This is a genomic window from Georgenia sp. Z2081, assembly GCF_055326445.1.
The window spans coordinates 731,864-747,665 of sequence record NZ_JBUZNK010000001.1; the positions used below are offsets into that span (position 1 = coordinate 731,864).

Here is a 15,802-nt window from a genome sequence, read left to right on the forward strand (position 1 = left end):
GTTAGTGTCGTCGAACGCCCGCAGTAGGGTCGCCCGCTCGACCCGTGCGGCGACCGCACCACACCCAGGGAGTGCCCATGTTCGAACGGTTCACCGACCGCGCCCGTCGCGTCGTCGTCCTCGCGCAGGAGGAGGCGAGGATGCTCAACCACAACTACATCGGGACCGAGCACATCCTCCTCGGGCTCATCCACGAGGGAGAGGGTGTCGCGGCGAAGGCGCTCGAGGCCCTCGACATCTCGCTCGAGGCCGTACGTGCCCAGGTCACCGAGATCATCGGCGAGGGCCAGCAGGCTCCGGCCGGTCACATCCCCTTCACGCCGCGCGCCAAGAAGGTCCTCGAGCTGTCGCTGCGCGAGGCCCTCCAGCTCGGCCACAACTACATCGGGACCGAGCACATCCTCCTCGGCCTCATCCGCGAGGGCGAGGGCGTGGCGGCCCAGGTGCTCACCAAGCTCGGCGCCGACCTCAACCGGGTCCGCCAGCAGGTCATCCAGCTCCTGTCCGGCTACCAGGGCAAGGAGGCCGTCGCGGCCGGCGGTCCGGCCGAGGGGCAGCCGTCCGGCTCCGCCGTGCTCGACCAGTTCGGCCGCAACCTCACCCAGGCAGCGCGCGAGAGCCGGCTCGACCCGGTCATCGGCCGCGAGCAGCAGATCGAGCGCGTCATGCAGGTGCTCTCCCGCCGGACGAAGAACAACCCCGTCCTCATCGGCGAGCCCGGCGTCGGCAAGACGGCGGTCGTCGAGGGCCTCGCCCTGGACATCGTCAAGGGCGACGTCCCCGAGACGCTGAAGGACAAGCAGCTCTACACGCTCGACCTCGGTTCCCTGGTCGCGGGCTCCCGCTACCGCGGTGACTTCGAGGAGCGTCTGAAGAAGGTGCTCAAGGAGATCCGCACGCGCGGCGACATCATCCTGTTCATCGACGAGATCCACACGCTCGTCGGCGCGGGTGCCGCCGAGGGCGCGATCGACGCCGCCTCGATCCTCAAGCCGATGCTCGCCCGTGGCGAGCTCCAGACCATCGGTGCGACGACGATCGACGAGTACCGCAAGCACATCGAGAAGGACGCCGCGCTCGAGCGCCGGTTCCAGCCCATCCAGGTGCCGGAGCCGTCCGTCCCGCACGCGGTGGAGATCCTCAAGGGCCTGCGCGACCGCTACGAGGCGCACCACCGGGTCTCCATCACGGACGAGGCTCTGCAGGCGGCCGTCACGCTGGCGGACCGCTACGTCTCCGACCGGCACCTGCCGGACAAGGCGATCGACCTCATCGACGAGGCGGGGGCGCGCCTGCGGATCCGCCGCATGACGGCCCCGCCGGAGCTGCGCGAGCTCGACGAGCAGATCGAGGAGGTGCGCCGCGAGAAGGAGTCCGCGATCGACGACCAGGACTTCGAGAAGGCCGCCTCGCTGCGCGACGACGAGCGCCGGCTCACCGAGCGCCGCCAGGAGCGCGAGAAGGCCTGGCGCGAGGGCGACCTCGACGTGGTCTCCGAGGTCGACGAGGAGCTGGTTGCCGAGGTGCTCGCGATGTCCACCGGCATCCCGGTCGTCAAGCTCACCGAGGAGGAGTCCAAGAAGCTGCTCCACATGGAGGACGAGCTGCACAAGCGCGTCATCGGCCAGGACGAGGCGATCTCGACCCTGTCCCAGGCGATCCGCCGCACGCGCGCCGGCCTCAAGGACCCGCGTCGTCCGGGCGGCTCGTTCATCTTCGCCGGCCCCACCGGCGTCGGGAAGACCGAGCTCGCCAAGGCCCTCGCGGAGTTCCTGTTCGGCGACGAGGACGCCCTCATCACGCTCGACATGTCGGAGTACTCCGAGAAGCACACCGTCTCCCGCCTCTTCGGCGCGCCCCCCGGGTACGTCGGCTACGAGGAGGGTGGCCAGCTGACGGAGAAGGTCCGGCGTCGTCCGTTCTCGGTCGTCCTGTTCGACGAGGTGGAGAAGGCCCACCAGGACCTGTTCAACTCGCTGCTGCAGATCCTCGAGGACGGTCGCCTGACCGACAGCCAGGGTCGGGTGGTCGACTTCAAGAACACGATCATCATCATGACGACGAACCTCGGCACGAAGGACATCGCCAAGGGCCTGCAGACCGGGTTCCAGGCGTCCGGCGACCTGTCGACGTCGTACGAGCGGATGAAGAACAAGGTCAACGACGAGCTCAAGCAGCACTTCCGGCCCGAGTTCCTCAACCGCGTGGACGACACGATCGTCTTCCCGCAGCTCGACCAGGACGAGATCGTCCAGATCGTCGACCTCATGATCGACCGCCTGGACGCCCGCCTGCGGGACCAGGAGATGACGATCCAGCTCACCGACGCCGCCAAGGCCCTGCTCGCGGAGCGCGGCTACGACCCGGTGCTCGGTGCGCGTCCGCTGCGCCGCGCGATCCAGCGGGACATCGAGGACGTCCTGTCCGAGAAGATCCTGTTCAGCGAGGTCCGTGGCGGCCAGCTCATCAAGGTCGACGCCACCGGCGAGGGCATCCTCGGCGAGCTGACGTTCGAGTTCGTCGACCACGACGGACCGATCCAGAAGGTCGAGCGGCCCGAGACCGAGCGCGTCGCCACGGCCGGCCGGGCGCTCCCGGCCGCCGCACCGGTGGGCGGCGCCGGCGGCTCGGGGCAGATGCAGCCCGGGAGCTGACTCAGGCCGGCGGCCGACCCGGTCGCCGGGCACCACGACCGCCCGGACAGGGCGAACGGCGAGGGCCGGGGGTGGACATCCACCTCCGGCCCTCGCCGTCTCTGCGCGTATCGCCCGTCCGCGTCCCTCGGTCAGTCGTCCGACGGCGGATCGTCCACCGCCTCGCCCCGGGCCGCCGGGCGAGGATCGCGCGGGCCGGAGTGCCCCTCCGGACGCGAGGTGGTGCCGGCGCCGGCCGTCGTCCGGGCCGGCGCGGCCCCGTGCGTGACGGTCTCGGCGTCGCGCGCCCTGCGGTTGCGGCGCACGACGGTGAGGACGACTGCGCCGACGAGCGCCAGCACGACGAGCAGCGGCGCAAGGGCGGCCACCGCGACGACGACCCCGCGGATCGCCCCGGTGAACGCCTCCCCGGCGTCCTCCCACATGCGCGACCAGCCGGACTGCGAGCCGGTCGTCGACGGCGAGTCCTCCGTCACGAGATCGACGGTGAGCGTCGACATGGCCGCCTGCTCACCGAGGTTCGTGCGTTGCCCGCGAAGCTGGTCGAGCTCGGCCTGCCGGGCGGTCAGCTCGGTCTCGGCAGACAGCAGGTCGGCGACCGACCCGGCCTCCTCCATGAGCCCCTCGAGGCGGGCGACCGAGGTCTCGAGCGCGCTGATCTCGGCGTCGAGGTCGCGGACCGTGCCGGTCACGTCGTCGGCATTCGTCGAGACCTGCTCGACCTCGCCGATCTCGCCGAGGTCGGCGAGGAAGGCGTCGGTCCGGTCCGGGGCGACGCGGACGACGACCTGGCCCCAGGGACGGTCCTCCTGGCTGCTCAGCTGGCGGCCCTCGACGCGTCCCTCGTGGACCTCGACGAGGCCGACCACCTCGTCGGTGGCGGCCACGGGGTCCTCGACGACGACGGTCGCCTCCCCGGTGGTCACCACCACGCGGTCGACGCCGTCGGCCGTCACCTGCGCGGGGTCCCCGCTCGTGTCCGCGGCTGACTGCTCGGCGGAGGCGGCGCTGTCCGCGCCCTGGTCGGCCTCCTGCGCGGGCGCCCGGTCCGCGGTGCCCGCGTCCTCGTCGTAGCCACCGCCGTCGGAGCCCGACGAGCAGGCGGCGAGCGTGGCGGCGAGACCGAGCGTGAGCGCGGCGAGGGCCCGCCGGCCGGTCGGGCGGTGGGCCGGGCGGGCGGCGCTCCGTCGTCCGGGCGCTCGGCCTGCGGTCGAGTGTGCGGGAGCGGTCCCGACGTCGCCCGGTGGCGGCCCGTCGGTGCCCGGGGGTGCGGTGTCAGCGGATGAGGTTCGCATGTCGGAACCGTCGCAGGTCCGCACGTCGCGAGCCACGGCGGCAACCGTTTCGGGACCTCGCGGTGACCCTGCCGTCACCGAAGTTCTCCCCATCGACAGGAGGACCGCGGCCGTGCGTGGTGTGCCCCGGTCGCGCCCGACGACGGTGCTGCGCGGCGCTCCCGGGTGAGTCCCGCCGTCGTGTGGGGTGTGCCCAGGTGCGCCCGGCGGGGATGCGGGATCGTCAGCCGTACCTACGGGCGAAGGCGGCCAGGACGCCGTGGGCGTCGTCCACGCGGGCGCCCGAGATCTCGGCGACGACCCGCTCGAACTCCTCGGCGGGGAAGTACCCGGAGTGCAGGTAGTCGGTCATGCGCCGCACGAGCCCGGCCGTGTCGAGCTCCGGGTGGAACTGCGTGACGTACTGGTCGGCCCCGACCCGCAGCATCTGCACGGGCGTGGGGTCCGACGTCGCGAGGACCACCGACCCCGGCGGCGCCACGGTGACGGCCTCGTGGTGGCCGACGTAGGCGTCGAAGGCGACCGGGACGTCGGCGAGCAGGGGGTCCGTGCGGCCGGCCTCGGTGAGCTCGACCCGGACCGCCGAGGTCCCCCGCCCGTAGGTGTGGTCGACGACGGCGCCCAGGCGTCGCGTCAGCGTGCCGACGGCATAGCACAGACCCATGAACGGCACGCCGGCCGCGACGACCTGGTCGAGGACCGCGCCGAGCCGGTCCTCGGTGCGTCGCTGGAGGTCGGACTGCTCCTCGAGCGGCGTGGAGCCGGTGAACGGCGAGCCGCCCTGGAGCACGCCGGCGAACGCGGCCGGGTCCGGCGGCGCGTAGGCGTCGTCGGTGGCGGAGAGGCGGACCACGCGCTCGACCGGAACGCCCATGTGCCGGGCGACCGCCGAGTGCTCGTCGTCCGCGGCGCGCTGCTCCGGGCGCGAGGAGATCAGGAGGAACGGGGGGCGCACCGGACGATCCTGCCCCACCGGGGCGCGGGACGCCCGACGGTGGGCGCGCGTCCCATCATGCGGCCGCGTCGATGGAGGTCGCGGGGGTAGAGGCCGCGGATGCGCCCAGGGTCGCGCGGATGGCGTCGTGGCGGCACCGCCCGCCCGAGGTCATGGGCGTCGCGCATGAGCGGGTCGTGCGTTCCGCATGACGACGATCGGGCACGCGGGTGCTCGGGACGGCCTACGGTGCACACATGTTCGCGAGGCGGTGCGGGCTGTGAACGAAGGACGAGGAGCGATGGCGACGTACGTGTACCGGTTCACCGAGGGTGACAAGGACCAGAAGGACCTGCTGGGCGGCAAGGGGGCGAACCTCGCGGAGATGACGCGGCTCGGCCTCCCGGTGCCCCCGGGCTTCACGATCACGACCGAGGCGTGCCGGGCGTACCTGCGCGACGGCGACGTGCCGGCCGACCTGCGGGTCGAGGTCACGCTCGCGCTGCGCGAGCTCGAGGACACCGCCGGGCGCTCGCTCGGAGACTTCCACGACCCCCTGCTCGTCTCGGTGCGCTCGGGCGCGAAGTTCTCGATGCCCGGGATGATGGACACGGTCCTCAACATCGGGCTCAACGACGCCTCCGTGCAGGGCCTGACCGAGCTCGCCGGCGACGCCCGGTTCGCCTGGGACTCCTACCGGCGCCTCATCCAGATGTTCGGCAAGACGGTCCTCGACGTCGACGGCGAGCTGTTCTCCGACGCGCTGGACGCGAAGAAGGAGGCCCGGGGCGCGGCCGCCGACGTCGATCTCACCGAGGACGACCTGCGCGAGCTCGTCGACGAGTACAAGCAGATCGTCAAGGACAACGCCGGGCGGGAGTTCCCGCAGCACCCGCGCGAGCAGCTCGACCTCGCCGTCGAGGCCGTGTTCCGTTCGTGGAACACCGAACGGGCCCGGCTCTACCGCCGCCGCGAGCGCATCCCGGACGACCTCGGCACAGCCGTGAACGTCGTGACCATGGTGTTCGGCAACCTGGGCGACAGCTCGGGCACGGGTGTCTGCTTCACGCGCGACCCCTCCACCGGCGAGTCCGGCATGTACGGCGACTACCTCGTCAACGCCCAGGGCGAGGACGTGGTCGCCGGCATCCGAAACACGCTGCACCTCACCGACCTCGAGGAGCTCGACCCCCGCTCCTACGCCGACCTGCGTGCCGCGATGCGCCGGCTCGAGACGCACTACCGCGACCTGTGCGACATCGAGTTCACGATCGAGCAGGGCAAGCTGTGGCTGCTGCAGACCCGCGTGGGCAAGCGGACGGCCGGCGCGGCGTTCCGGGTGGCGACCCAGCTCGTCGACGAGAACCTCATCACGATGGACGAGGCGCTCGGACGTGTGACCGGGGCCCAGCTCAGCCAGCTGATGTTCCCGCAGTTCGACCCGGCAGCGACGAAGGAGCACCTGACGACGGGGCTGTCTGCGTCCCCGGGTGCCGCCGTCGGCGAGATCGTCCTCGACACCGCCCAGGCCGAGGCCCGTGCCGCGGCCGGCGCCGACGTCATCCTCGTGCGGCGCGAGACGAACCCGGACGACCTCGGCGGCATGATCGTGGCCAAGGGCGTGCTCACGGCGCGCGGCGGCAAGACGTCCCACGCGGCCGTCGTCGCCCGCGGCATGGGCACCTGCGCCGTGGTCGGGGCCGAGGAGATCGCCGTCGACGTCGAGGCGGAGACTGTGACGATCGGCGAGCGCGTGCTCCGTCCCGGCGACGTCGTGGCCATCGACGGGACCACGGGCGAGGTCTACCTCGGCGACGTCCCGGTCGCGGACTCACCGGTCATGGCCTACATCTCCGGCGGTCTCGACGCCGGGCTCGCCGCGGCCGGGGACGACGCCGACACGCGCGAGCTCGTCGAGGCCGTCCACCGCCTGCTCAGCCACGCCGACGCCCGGCGGCGCATGGCGGTGCGCACGAACGCCGACAACGCCGCAGACGCGCAGCGCGCCCGCGAGCGCGGGGCCCAGGGCATCGGCCTGTGCCGCACCGAGCACATGTTCCTCGGTGACCGGCGCACCCTCGTGGAGCGTCTCATCCTCGCCGAGGGGGAGGCGGAGCGGGACGCCGCGCTGGCCGGCCTGCTCGAGCCGCAGCGCTCCGACTTCGAGTCGCTGCTCGAGGCGATGGACGGCCTGCCCGCGACCATCCGGCTCATCGATCCGCCGCTGCACGAGTTCCTCCCCGACCTCACCGAGCTCGCGGTCGAGGTGGCGCTGGCCGACGAGCGGGGCGAGAGCGGCGACGAGGTCGAGCGGCGGCGCACGCTGCTGGCCGCCGTGCGGCGGATGCACGAGTCGAACCCGATGCTCGGCCTGCGGGGCGTACGGCTCGGCCTGAAGATCCCCGGCCTCTTCGCGCTGCAGATCCGTGCTGTCGCCGAGGCGGCGGCGCACCGGTCCGCCGCCGGCGGCAGCCCCCAGCCCGAGATCATGGTGCCGCTCGTCGGCTCGCGCCGGGAGCTGCAGATCGTGCGCGACGAGGCGGAGCGCATCGTCGCCGAGGTCGCGGCCGAGCAGGGCGTCACGCTCGACATCCCCGTCGGGTGCATGGTCGAGCTCCCGCGCGCGGCAATGACGGCGGAGCGGATCGCCGAGGAGGCCGACTTCTTCTCGTTCGGCACCAACGACCTCACCCAGACGGCGTGGGGCTTCTCGCGGGACGACGTCGAGGGCGCCTTCTTCGCCGACTACCTCGCGAACGGCGTGCTGACGATCTCCCCGTTCGAGACCCTCGACGCCGACGGTGTGGGTGCGCTCGTGCGGATCGGGGCCGAGCGGGGACGGTCGACGCGCCCGGGCCTGAAGATCGGGGTGTGCGGGGAGCACGGTGGGGACCCGGAGTCGATCCACTTCTTCGAGTCCGTCGGCCTGGACTACGTGTCCTGCTCACCGTTCCGCGTGCCGGTCGCGCGTCTCGAGGCCGGCCGCGCGGCGGTCAAGGGCGAGGACGCGACGCGGTAGCCGTCCCGTCGCGCGGCGCCTGGCCCGCGACCCGTGCGCAACGGGAGACACTGGGGACATGACGACGACGGCGGACCGCACCTCGGGCGCGGCGTACCCGGCCACGGCGGACCTCGTCGCCGCGCTCCGCGCCGCCGTCGACGGCGAGGTGAGCGACTCGGTGCGTCGCCGCGCCGAGTACTCCACCGACGCGTCGAACTACCGGGTCGTGCCCCAGGTCGTCGTCACCCCGCGCGACGTCGCGGACACGCTCGCCGCCCTCGACGTCGCGCGCACCGCCGGCGCGCCCGTCACCCTGCGCGGCGGAGGCACCTCGACGGCCGGGAACTCGGTCGGCCCGGGGGTCGTCCTCGACGTCTCCAGGCACCTCACCGCGATCGGCGAGATCGACCCGGAGGCACGGACCGCGGTCGTCGAGCCCGGGGTCGTCATGGCCGACCTCCAGCGGGCGGCGGCCCCGCACGGCCTGCGGTTCGGGCCCGACCCGTCGACCCAGAACCGCGCCACTCTCGGCGGCATGATCGGCACCAACGCGTGCGGGCCGCACGCGTTGGCCTACGGGCGTACCGCCGACAACGTCCACTCGCTCGACGTCGTCGACGGTCTCGGTCGGCGGTTCACCGCGGGCGCCGGGCGGAACGCGCTCGACGTGGTCGACGGACTGTCTGCGCTGGTCACGCGTGGCCTTGCGCCGATCAGGTCCGAGCTCGGTCGGTTCGGCCGTCAGGTGTCCGGCTACTCCCTCGAGCACCTGCTGCCCGAGAACGGGCGCGACCTGGCGAAGATGCTCGTCGGCTCCGAGGGCACGCTGGTGACGATGCTCGGCGGCACCGTGCGCCTGGTCCCCGTGGCCACGCGCCCGGTCCTCGTGGTCCTGGGCTACCCGGACATGATCGCCGCCGCCGATGCCGTTCCTGCGCTCCTCGAGCACCGTCCCCTCGCGGTCGAGGGGCTCGACGCGCGGCTCGTCGACGTGGTGCGGCGCGCCAAGGGGGCCGGCGCGGTGCCCGAGCTGCCGGCCGGGCAGGGCTGGCTCATGGTCGAGGTCGGTGCGGAGGAGCACGAGTCCGAGGCCGACGTCCTCGCCCGGGCGCGCGCGCTCGCCGCCGTCGGCGGGACCGACGCGGCGGTCGTCGTGCCGGCCGGCGCCGAGGCGGACGCGCTGTGGCGGATCCGGGCCGACGGCGCGGGGCTGGGCGGGCGCACCCCCGCGGGCATGCCGGCGTGGCCCGGCTGGGAGGACGCGGCGGTCCCGCCCGAGAACCTGGGCGCCTACCTGCGCGACTTCATGGGGATGCTCGACCGCCGCGGTCTGGACGGCCTGCTCTACGGGCACTTCGGCGACGGTTGCGTGCACGTGCGGGTCGACTTCCCCCTCGACGACGGGGAGCGCGGCGCGCGGGAGTTCGGCGAGACGGTGGCCGAGGCGGCGGACATCGCGGTGGCACACGGCGGTTCGCTGTCCGGCGAGCACGGCGACGGGCGCGCGCGCTCCGAGCTCCTCGACCGCATGTACGGGCCCGAGGTCATGAGCCTGTTCGGGCAGGTCAAGAACCTGTTCGATCCGAGATCGTCGCTCAACCCCGGAGTGCTCGTCGACCCGGACCCGGTGGCCGCGCACCTGCGCCGGCCGGCCGCGAAGCCCCTGCCGGTCGCCCCCGGCGGCGGGTTCGCGTTCAGCGAGGACGGTGGTGACGTCACGCGGGCCGCGCACCGGTGCACCGGCGTGGGCAAGTGCCGGGCGGACAGCTCGGCCTCCGGTGGGTTCATGTGCCCGAGCTATCTCGCCACCAAGGACGAGAAGGACGTGACCCGGGGCCGGGCGCGCGTGCTGCAGGAGGTCACCAACGGCGAGCTCGTCGCGCGCTGGGACGATCCGGCGCTGCTCGACTCGCTCGACCTGTGCCTGTCCTGCAAGGCGTGCTCCGCGGACTGCCCCGCCGGCATGGACGTGGCACGGCTGAAGTCCGAGACCCTGCACCGCGCGTACCGCGGCAAGCTCCGGCCGCGCACGCACTACACGCTCGGCCGGCTGCCGGTGCTCGCGGGGCTGGTCACCGCGGTCCCCGGCCTCGCGCGCCTGACCAACGCAGTCCTGAGCGTGGGGGCGCTGCGCCGGCTCGCGTTCGCGGTCGCCGGCGTCGACACCACCCGCGCCATGCCGGGCTTCGCCACGCAGCGGCTGTCGACGTGGTGGCGGAAGCGCTCCGGCGGTCGCGCCGCCGTGCGGGCGGCGGCGACCGCGGCGCTCGTCGGAGGCGAGCACGGCGATCGGGGTGCGGGCCCCGGGGCGCCGGCTGACGTCGTCGGGACGGGGGAGGAGACCGCGGACGTCGGCGCGGGGGCCTCCGCGGGCGTGTCCCTGCCCACCGACGCCCCGCGCGGCTGGCCGAACCGCACGCTCGAGGCCGACGAACCGCACGCTCGACGAACGGGGCGCAAGGACGCGCCGCGGTACGTCGTGCTGTTCGCCGACACCTTCTCCGAGACGCTCGACGGCGACGGCGCCAAGGCCGTCGCCGAGCTGCTCGAGACCGCCGGCTACACCGTGGTCCTGCCCGACCAGGCGGTGTGCTGCGGCCTGACCTGGATCTCGACCGGGCAGCTCGACGGCGCCCGCGCCCGCATGCGCAACCTCCTCGACGTCCTGGCGCCCTTCGCGGCCAACGGCATCCCGGTGGTCGGTGTCGAGCCGTCGTGCACGGCCGCGCTGCGCGACGACATGCCCGAGCTCCTGCCCGAGGACCCGCGCGCCCGCATGCTGGCCGACGGGACCCACACGCTCGCCGAGCTGCTCGGGTCGCCGGCCCCGCTCGGGCCCGGGGACCGGTGGAGCGCGCCCGACCTCACGGGCGTCGAGGTCGTCGCTCAGCCCCACTGCCACCACCACTCCGTCATGGGCTGGGACACCGACCGCGCGCTCCTGGCGTCGACCGGTGCCAGCGTGACCACCCTCGCCGGCTGCTGCGGCCTGGCCGGGAACTTCGGGATGGAGAAGGGGCACGCCGAGGTCAGCGCCGCCGTCGCGGAGAACGCGCTGCTGCCCGCGCTGCGCGACCACCCCGGTGCGACCTTCCTCGCCGACGGCTTCTCGTGCCGCACCCAGGCCGACCAGCTCGCCGGCCGCGGGGGAGTGCACCTCGCCGAGCTCCTGCTCGGGCGGGGAGTCAGAGGATGAGCCGTCAGCGCTGGACGGGGCTCGCCGGTGCCGGGAGGTCGTCGGGGTAGACGATGTCGATCTCCGAGATCGTCGTCGGGAAGTCCTTACGGTTGTTGGTGAGGAAGCGGTCCGCCCCTGCTGCCACGGCGGTCGCCAGGTGGGTGGCATCGGCGGCGCGCAGTCCGTGGCGAGCCGCCAGCGCCACCGAGAGCCGTGCCACCGGAGCGTCGACGGGAAGTAGCTGGAGCCGGCTGAGAAGGCTGATCAGTGACGCGCACTCGGCGGACCGCGGATCGGTGCGCATCGGCTTGGACAGGACCTCAGGCAGCAGGAGCAGCGACCCGACGCCGGTCGGAGCAGCGCCGGCATCCGCGAACAGGTGGGCGACTCGTGCGCCGAGAGCATGGCCCTCGGTGGCCGCGTAGATCAGCACGTCCGCGTCGAAGGCGCTCAGCACGGTCAGCGCGCGGTCCGGTCGGCACGGATCGAGTCGACCAGCTCCTCCGCCCTCGAGCGGCTGACCGCGGGCGGCTGCAGTGGTGCGTCCTTGGCCAGGTCGAGCAGTTCGCCGATCTGGTCCGCCTGGTCCCACGTCTCAGGTGCCCTGCGGGCTCGGATCGCCTCGGGGCTCACGAGTACCGCGACGACGTGCCCGTGTCGGGTGATGGCGATCTCCTCGCCCGCTGCGACACGATCGAGCTGAGCGGGCAGGGTCTGCCGGGCAGCGCTGGCGCTGATCGTCTCCATGTGGAGAATGTACATGAGTGTACAGAAACGTACGCAGTGGCGCTGCCGCCGCCCGACGCCTCAGCGCAGCACGTAGGCCCGCACCCAGCGACCCAGCTCGTCGTAGACGTTCCTGCGCACCTTCGGCGCGGAGAGCATGACGTCGTGGATCGCACCGTCGAACGCCGCGAGCGTGACGTGCGGCCCGAGGCGCAGCGCCGCCGAGCGGATCGCGGCCACGTCGAGCACGGTGTCGACGAAGCGCAGGTCGGGAGACCACCTGACGGCCTGCGCGGACCGGGCAGAGGTGAGGACGAGGACCGGGCACGAGATGTCGAGGCCGCCGGCGACCTGCCGCTGCCCGGTGAGGATAGCCGCGAGCCACCCGAAGCGCACGGGCCCGGCCGGAGCCATGCGCCATCGTCGGTCCGGCTTCCACCCGGTCCAGAAGCGGTCCTCGGCCTCGTCCGACGGCACCACCTCGTCGTCCCCCTCGGCCACCCCGTCGAGCGTGCGCTGGTAGAGGTCGACGGGACTGACGCGGACGACAGTCTTCGGTGACGTGCGGGCGATGCGCTCGATCACGGGGGTCGTCGCCGCGCCGACGAACCCCGGCATACCCGCGCTGATGAACGGCGAGTTGAGGACGAGCCCCCGGAGCGCGCCAGGGTGCCGGTGCGCCCACAGGGCGGCGGTCAGCCCGCCCGTCGAGTGGCCACCGAGCACGAGGTCCGTGCCCAGGCCGAGCTCGTCGAAGATGACGTCCCGGGCGGCGTGGAGGTCGTCGTCGTAGACGGAGAGCGAGTCCACGTACCCGCGGGACTGGTGGGGGCGCAGGCTGCGCCCGTACTTGCGCAGGTCGAGCCCGTAGAAGGCCCCGCCGAGCGCAGCGACGCGGCGGGCGAGCCCGACATTGTGGACGTAGTCGTTCCAGCCGTGCAGGTAGAGCATCGCCCAGGTCGCGGTGGCGGGTGTGCCGGGCAGCGCGTCCGGGTCCTCGCCCGGGCGGTAGGCGACGAGCGTCGCGACGACCTCCCCCTCCTCGTCGGCGGGCAGGGGGAGGGTGCGGGCGTGGAAGCCGGCCCCGAGCAGGTCGGGGACCCACTCGCCGGGCGGGGACGGGTCGTCGAGCGGCGGCAGGTCGGCCTCGAGCAGGTAGCTGCGGGCGGCGGGACCGACCCCGGTGCGGACCTTGCGGCCCGAGGCGTCGGGGGCGGCGTCCTCCTCGACGGCCGTGTTGGCGGTCGAGTGGGTGTCGGCCCGGTCCGGGTCCTCCGACGCGCGGCTGCCGGACGGGTCGCGTCCGAGTCGGAAGAAGTCCACCCGCCCATGGTGGCACCGGCACACGGGGCGGCGCGCCCCGGGGCGGCCGCTCCGCCCGGTCGGCTCAGTGGAAGGAGTCGACCCGGTCGGACAGGAATCGCGAGAGCGCCGCCCCCACCTGCGCGGACTCCACGAGGAAGCCGTCGTGCCCGTAGGGCGAGTCGATCTCGACGTAGTCGGACGGCCCAGCCACCCCGTCCGCGATCCGCCGCGCGTCGGCCGGGTCGAACAGACGGTCCGAGCTCACGGCGACGGCGAGGGTCCGCGACGTCACGCCGGCCAGCGCCTCGGCGACGCCGCCGCGGTCACGCCCGATGTCGTGGGTGAGCATCGTCCGGCTCAGGGCCACGTAGCTGCCGGCGTCGAACCGCGCGGCGAGCTTGCCCGCGTGGTGGTCGAGGTAGGACTGGACGGCGAACCGTCCGCCGTCGAGCGGCTCCTCCGCGCCCTGCGGGAGGCGTCCGAACCGCTCGTCCAGCTCGAACGCCGAGCGGTAGGTCGTGTGGGCGATCTGGCGGGCCAGGCCGAGGCCGCGGGCGGGCCCCTCGCCGTCGGGCGCGTCGTAGTAGTCGCCGCCGCGCCAGCCCGGGTCGAGCTCGATCGCGCCGATCTGGCTGTGCGCCCAGGCGATCTGGTCGGCGGACGTGCGCGCGTTGGACGCCACCACGGCCACCCGCTCCACGCGGTCCGGGGCCGTCACCGCCCACTCGATCGCGCGCTGCCCGCCGACCGAGCCGCCGACCACGAGCGCGAACGAGCTGATGCCCAGGGCGTCGGCGAGCCGCAGCTCCGCGGCGACCTGGTCGCGGACGGTGAGGATGGGGAAGCGGGCGCCCCACGGCATCCCGTTCGGGGACGTCGACGACGGTCCGGTCGAGCCCTGACAGCCGCCCAGGACGTTGGGGACGAGCACGAAGTAGCGGTCGGTGTCGATCGCCAGGCCAGGGCCGACGATCTCGGACCACCAGCCGGGGCCGGCCGGGTCGTCGCCCGGGTGCGTCGAGGTGACGTGCGTGTCGCCGGTGAGGGCGTGGAGCACGAGGACGGCGTTGGACCGGTCCTCGTTCAGCTCGCCGAACGTCTCGTAGGCCATCGTCGCGTGCGGGAGCCGGCCGCCGACCTCGAGGCGCAGGGCCCCGATCGGCGTCTGCCTGCGGTCACCCAGGTCCTGGCCGGCCAGCCACCCGCCGGAGACGGGGAGCGTGCGCGGCACGGAGCTGCGACCGGGACGGCGGCCGGCGCCCGCCACGTCAGGCGCCTTCCGTGCCGGCGACCGTCGCGGCCGCCGCGAAGCCGAGCTCGAGGTCGGCGAGGATGTCGTCGATGTCCTCCAGGCCCACGGCGAGGCGCACGAGCGTCGGCGAGGCCCCGGCGGCGGCGAGCTCGTCGTCGGTCAGCTGGGAGTGCGTCGTCGACGCCGGGTGGATGACGAGCGAGCGTACGTCGCCGATGTTGGCGACGTTGGAGTGCAGCTTCAGCGCGTCGACGAACGCGATGCCGGCCTCCTTGCCGCCGCTCGCGAGCTCGAACGCGAGCACCGCGCCCGGGCCCTTGGGCGTGTACTTCTGGGCGCGCTCGTACCACGGCGAGCTCGGCAGCCCCGCCCAGGCCACGCGCGCGACGTCGGCCCGCGCCTCGAGGAACTCCGCGACCTTGCGCGTGTTCTCCACGTGGCGCTCGACGCGCAGGGAGAGGGTCTCGATGCCCTGGCCGATGAGGAACGCGTTGAACGGCGAGACCGCGGGGCCGGTGTCGCGCAGGAGCTGGGTGCGCGCCTTGAGCGCGAGGGCCGGCGCACCGAGGTCGGCGAACACCAGGCCGTTGTAGGAGGGGTCGGGGGTGTTGAACCCGGGGAAGCGCTCGGGGTACCGCGACCAGTCGAACGTGCCGCCGTCGACGATGGCGCCGGCGACGGTCGTCCCGTGGCCCCCGAGGTACTTGGTCGCGGAGTGCACGACGATGTCCGCGCCGTGCTCGATCGGCCGCAGCAGGTAGGGCGTGGCGATGGTGTTGTCGACGATGAGCGGCACGCCGATGTCGTGCGCGACGGCAGCGACGGCCTCGATGTCGAGGACGTCGCCCTTGGGGTTGGGGATCGACTCGCCGAAGAACAGCTTGGTGTTCTCCTGGGTGGCGGCCCGCCAGGAATCGGCGTCGTCGGGGTCCTCGACGAAGGTCGTGGTCACGCCGAACTTGGGCAGCGTGTGCCGCAGGAGGTTGTAGGTCCCGCCGTACAGCGACGGGGAGGCGACCAGGTGGTCGCCCGCCTCGGCGATCGAGAGGATCGCGAGGGTCTCGGCCGCCTGCCCGGACGCGAGGAGCAGGCCGGCGACGCCGCCCTCGAGGTCCGCGATCCGGTTCTCGACGACCTCCTGCGTGGGGTTCGTGATGCGCGTGTAGATCGGCCCCGGGTCGGCGAGCGCGAACCGTGCCGCCGCGTGGTCCGCCGAGTCGAAGACGAACGAGGTCGTCTGGTAGATGGGCAGCGCGCGGGCGCCGGTCGCCGGGTCGGGCACCTGGCCGGCGTGGATCTGCCGCGTGGTGAAGCCCTGGGCGGGGGTCGGCGTGTCGGTCATGTCGCTCCTCGGGAGTGGCGTGGCGTGCGTTCGCGGGGGTCCGGTACGGGGTCGAAACTACGACTGCGCCGCAGCCCCGCGCACGGGAGCCACGGCGCCGTCTCAGGAGGTGGAC

General features: G+C 73.5%; 10 protein-coding genes. 3 read left to right on the plus strand and 7 right to left on the minus strand.

Translation table 11 applies throughout. The features are described from left to right. Positions 1–77: 77 nt before the first annotated feature. The gene (locus ACZLKG_RS03490) at positions 78–2,654 is read left to right on the plus strand and encodes an ATP-dependent Clp protease ATP-binding subunit (protein WP_425707768.1); all 2,577 of its coding nucleotides are present in this window, start codon (positions 78–80) and stop codon (positions 2,652–2,654) included. 131 nt (positions 2,655–2,785) lie between these two features. Here ACZLKG_RS03490 and ACZLKG_RS03495 read toward each other — a convergent pair whose 3' ends face one another. Then, entirely contained in the window at positions 2,786–3,949 is a 1,164-nt protein-coding gene (locus ACZLKG_RS03495; RefSeq protein WP_463647977.1) for a DUF4349 domain-containing protein, read from the minus strand. Between the two features lie 223 nt (positions 3,950–4,172). Continuing rightward, a complete protein-coding gene (locus tag ACZLKG_RS03500) occupies positions 4,173–4,904 on the minus strand; it encodes a glutamine amidotransferase (RefSeq protein ID WP_463647978.1) in 732 nt (243 codons plus the stop codon). Positions 4,905–5,184: 280 nt separating this feature from the next. On the opposite strand from ACZLKG_RS03500, the gene ppdK reads away from it, so the two are divergent. Both ppdK and ACZLKG_RS03510 read left to right on the plus strand, forming a co-directional pair. Beyond that, complete coding sequence (gene ppdK, locus ACZLKG_RS03505; protein WP_463647979.1) at positions 5,185–7,902, plus strand: pyruvate, phosphate dikinase; 2,718 nt, start codon at positions 5,185–5,187, stop codon at positions 7,900–7,902. 58 nt (positions 7,903–7,960) lie between these two features. After that, on the plus strand, positions 7,961–11,080 hold the full coding sequence (locus tag ACZLKG_RS03510) for an FAD-binding and (Fe-S)-binding domain-containing protein (RefSeq protein ID WP_463647980.1): 3,120 nt from the start codon (positions 7,961–7,963) through the stop codon (positions 11,078–11,080). Between the two features lie 4 nt (positions 11,081–11,084). Here ACZLKG_RS03510 and ACZLKG_RS03515 read toward each other — a convergent pair whose 3' ends face one another. From ACZLKG_RS03515 to ACZLKG_RS03535, 5 genes are all read right to left on the minus strand, one after another. Next, positions 11,085–11,519, minus strand: a complete 435-nt coding sequence (locus tag ACZLKG_RS03515) for a type II toxin-antitoxin system VapC family toxin (RefSeq protein ID WP_425707773.1) — start codon at positions 11,517–11,519, stop codon at positions 11,085–11,087. Between the two features lie 2 nt (positions 11,520–11,521). Beyond that, the gene (locus tag ACZLKG_RS03520; protein ID WP_463647981.1) at positions 11,522–11,809 is read right to left on the minus strand and encodes a type II toxin-antitoxin system Phd/YefM family antitoxin; all 288 of its coding nucleotides are present in this window, start codon (positions 11,807–11,809) and stop codon (positions 11,522–11,524) included. 60 nt (positions 11,810–11,869) lie between these two features. Then, positions 11,870–13,111 carry an alpha/beta hydrolase gene (locus tag ACZLKG_RS03525; RefSeq protein ID WP_463647982.1) on the minus strand — a complete coding sequence of 414 codons (1,242 nt, stop codon included), beginning with the start codon at positions 13,109–13,111 and terminating at the stop codon, positions 11,870–11,872. A gap of 64 nt (positions 13,112–13,175) precedes the next feature. Further along, positions 13,176–14,360, minus strand: a complete 1,185-nt coding sequence (metX, locus tag ACZLKG_RS03530; RefSeq protein WP_463647983.1) for a homoserine O-acetyltransferase MetX — start codon at positions 14,358–14,360, stop codon at positions 13,176–13,178. Between the two features lies 1 nt (position 14,361). Next, positions 14,362–15,687, minus strand: a complete 1,326-nt coding sequence (locus ACZLKG_RS03535; RefSeq protein WP_463647984.1) for a bifunctional o-acetylhomoserine/o-acetylserine sulfhydrylase — start codon at positions 15,685–15,687, stop codon at positions 14,362–14,364. Between the last annotated feature and the right edge of the window lie 115 nt (positions 15,688–15,802).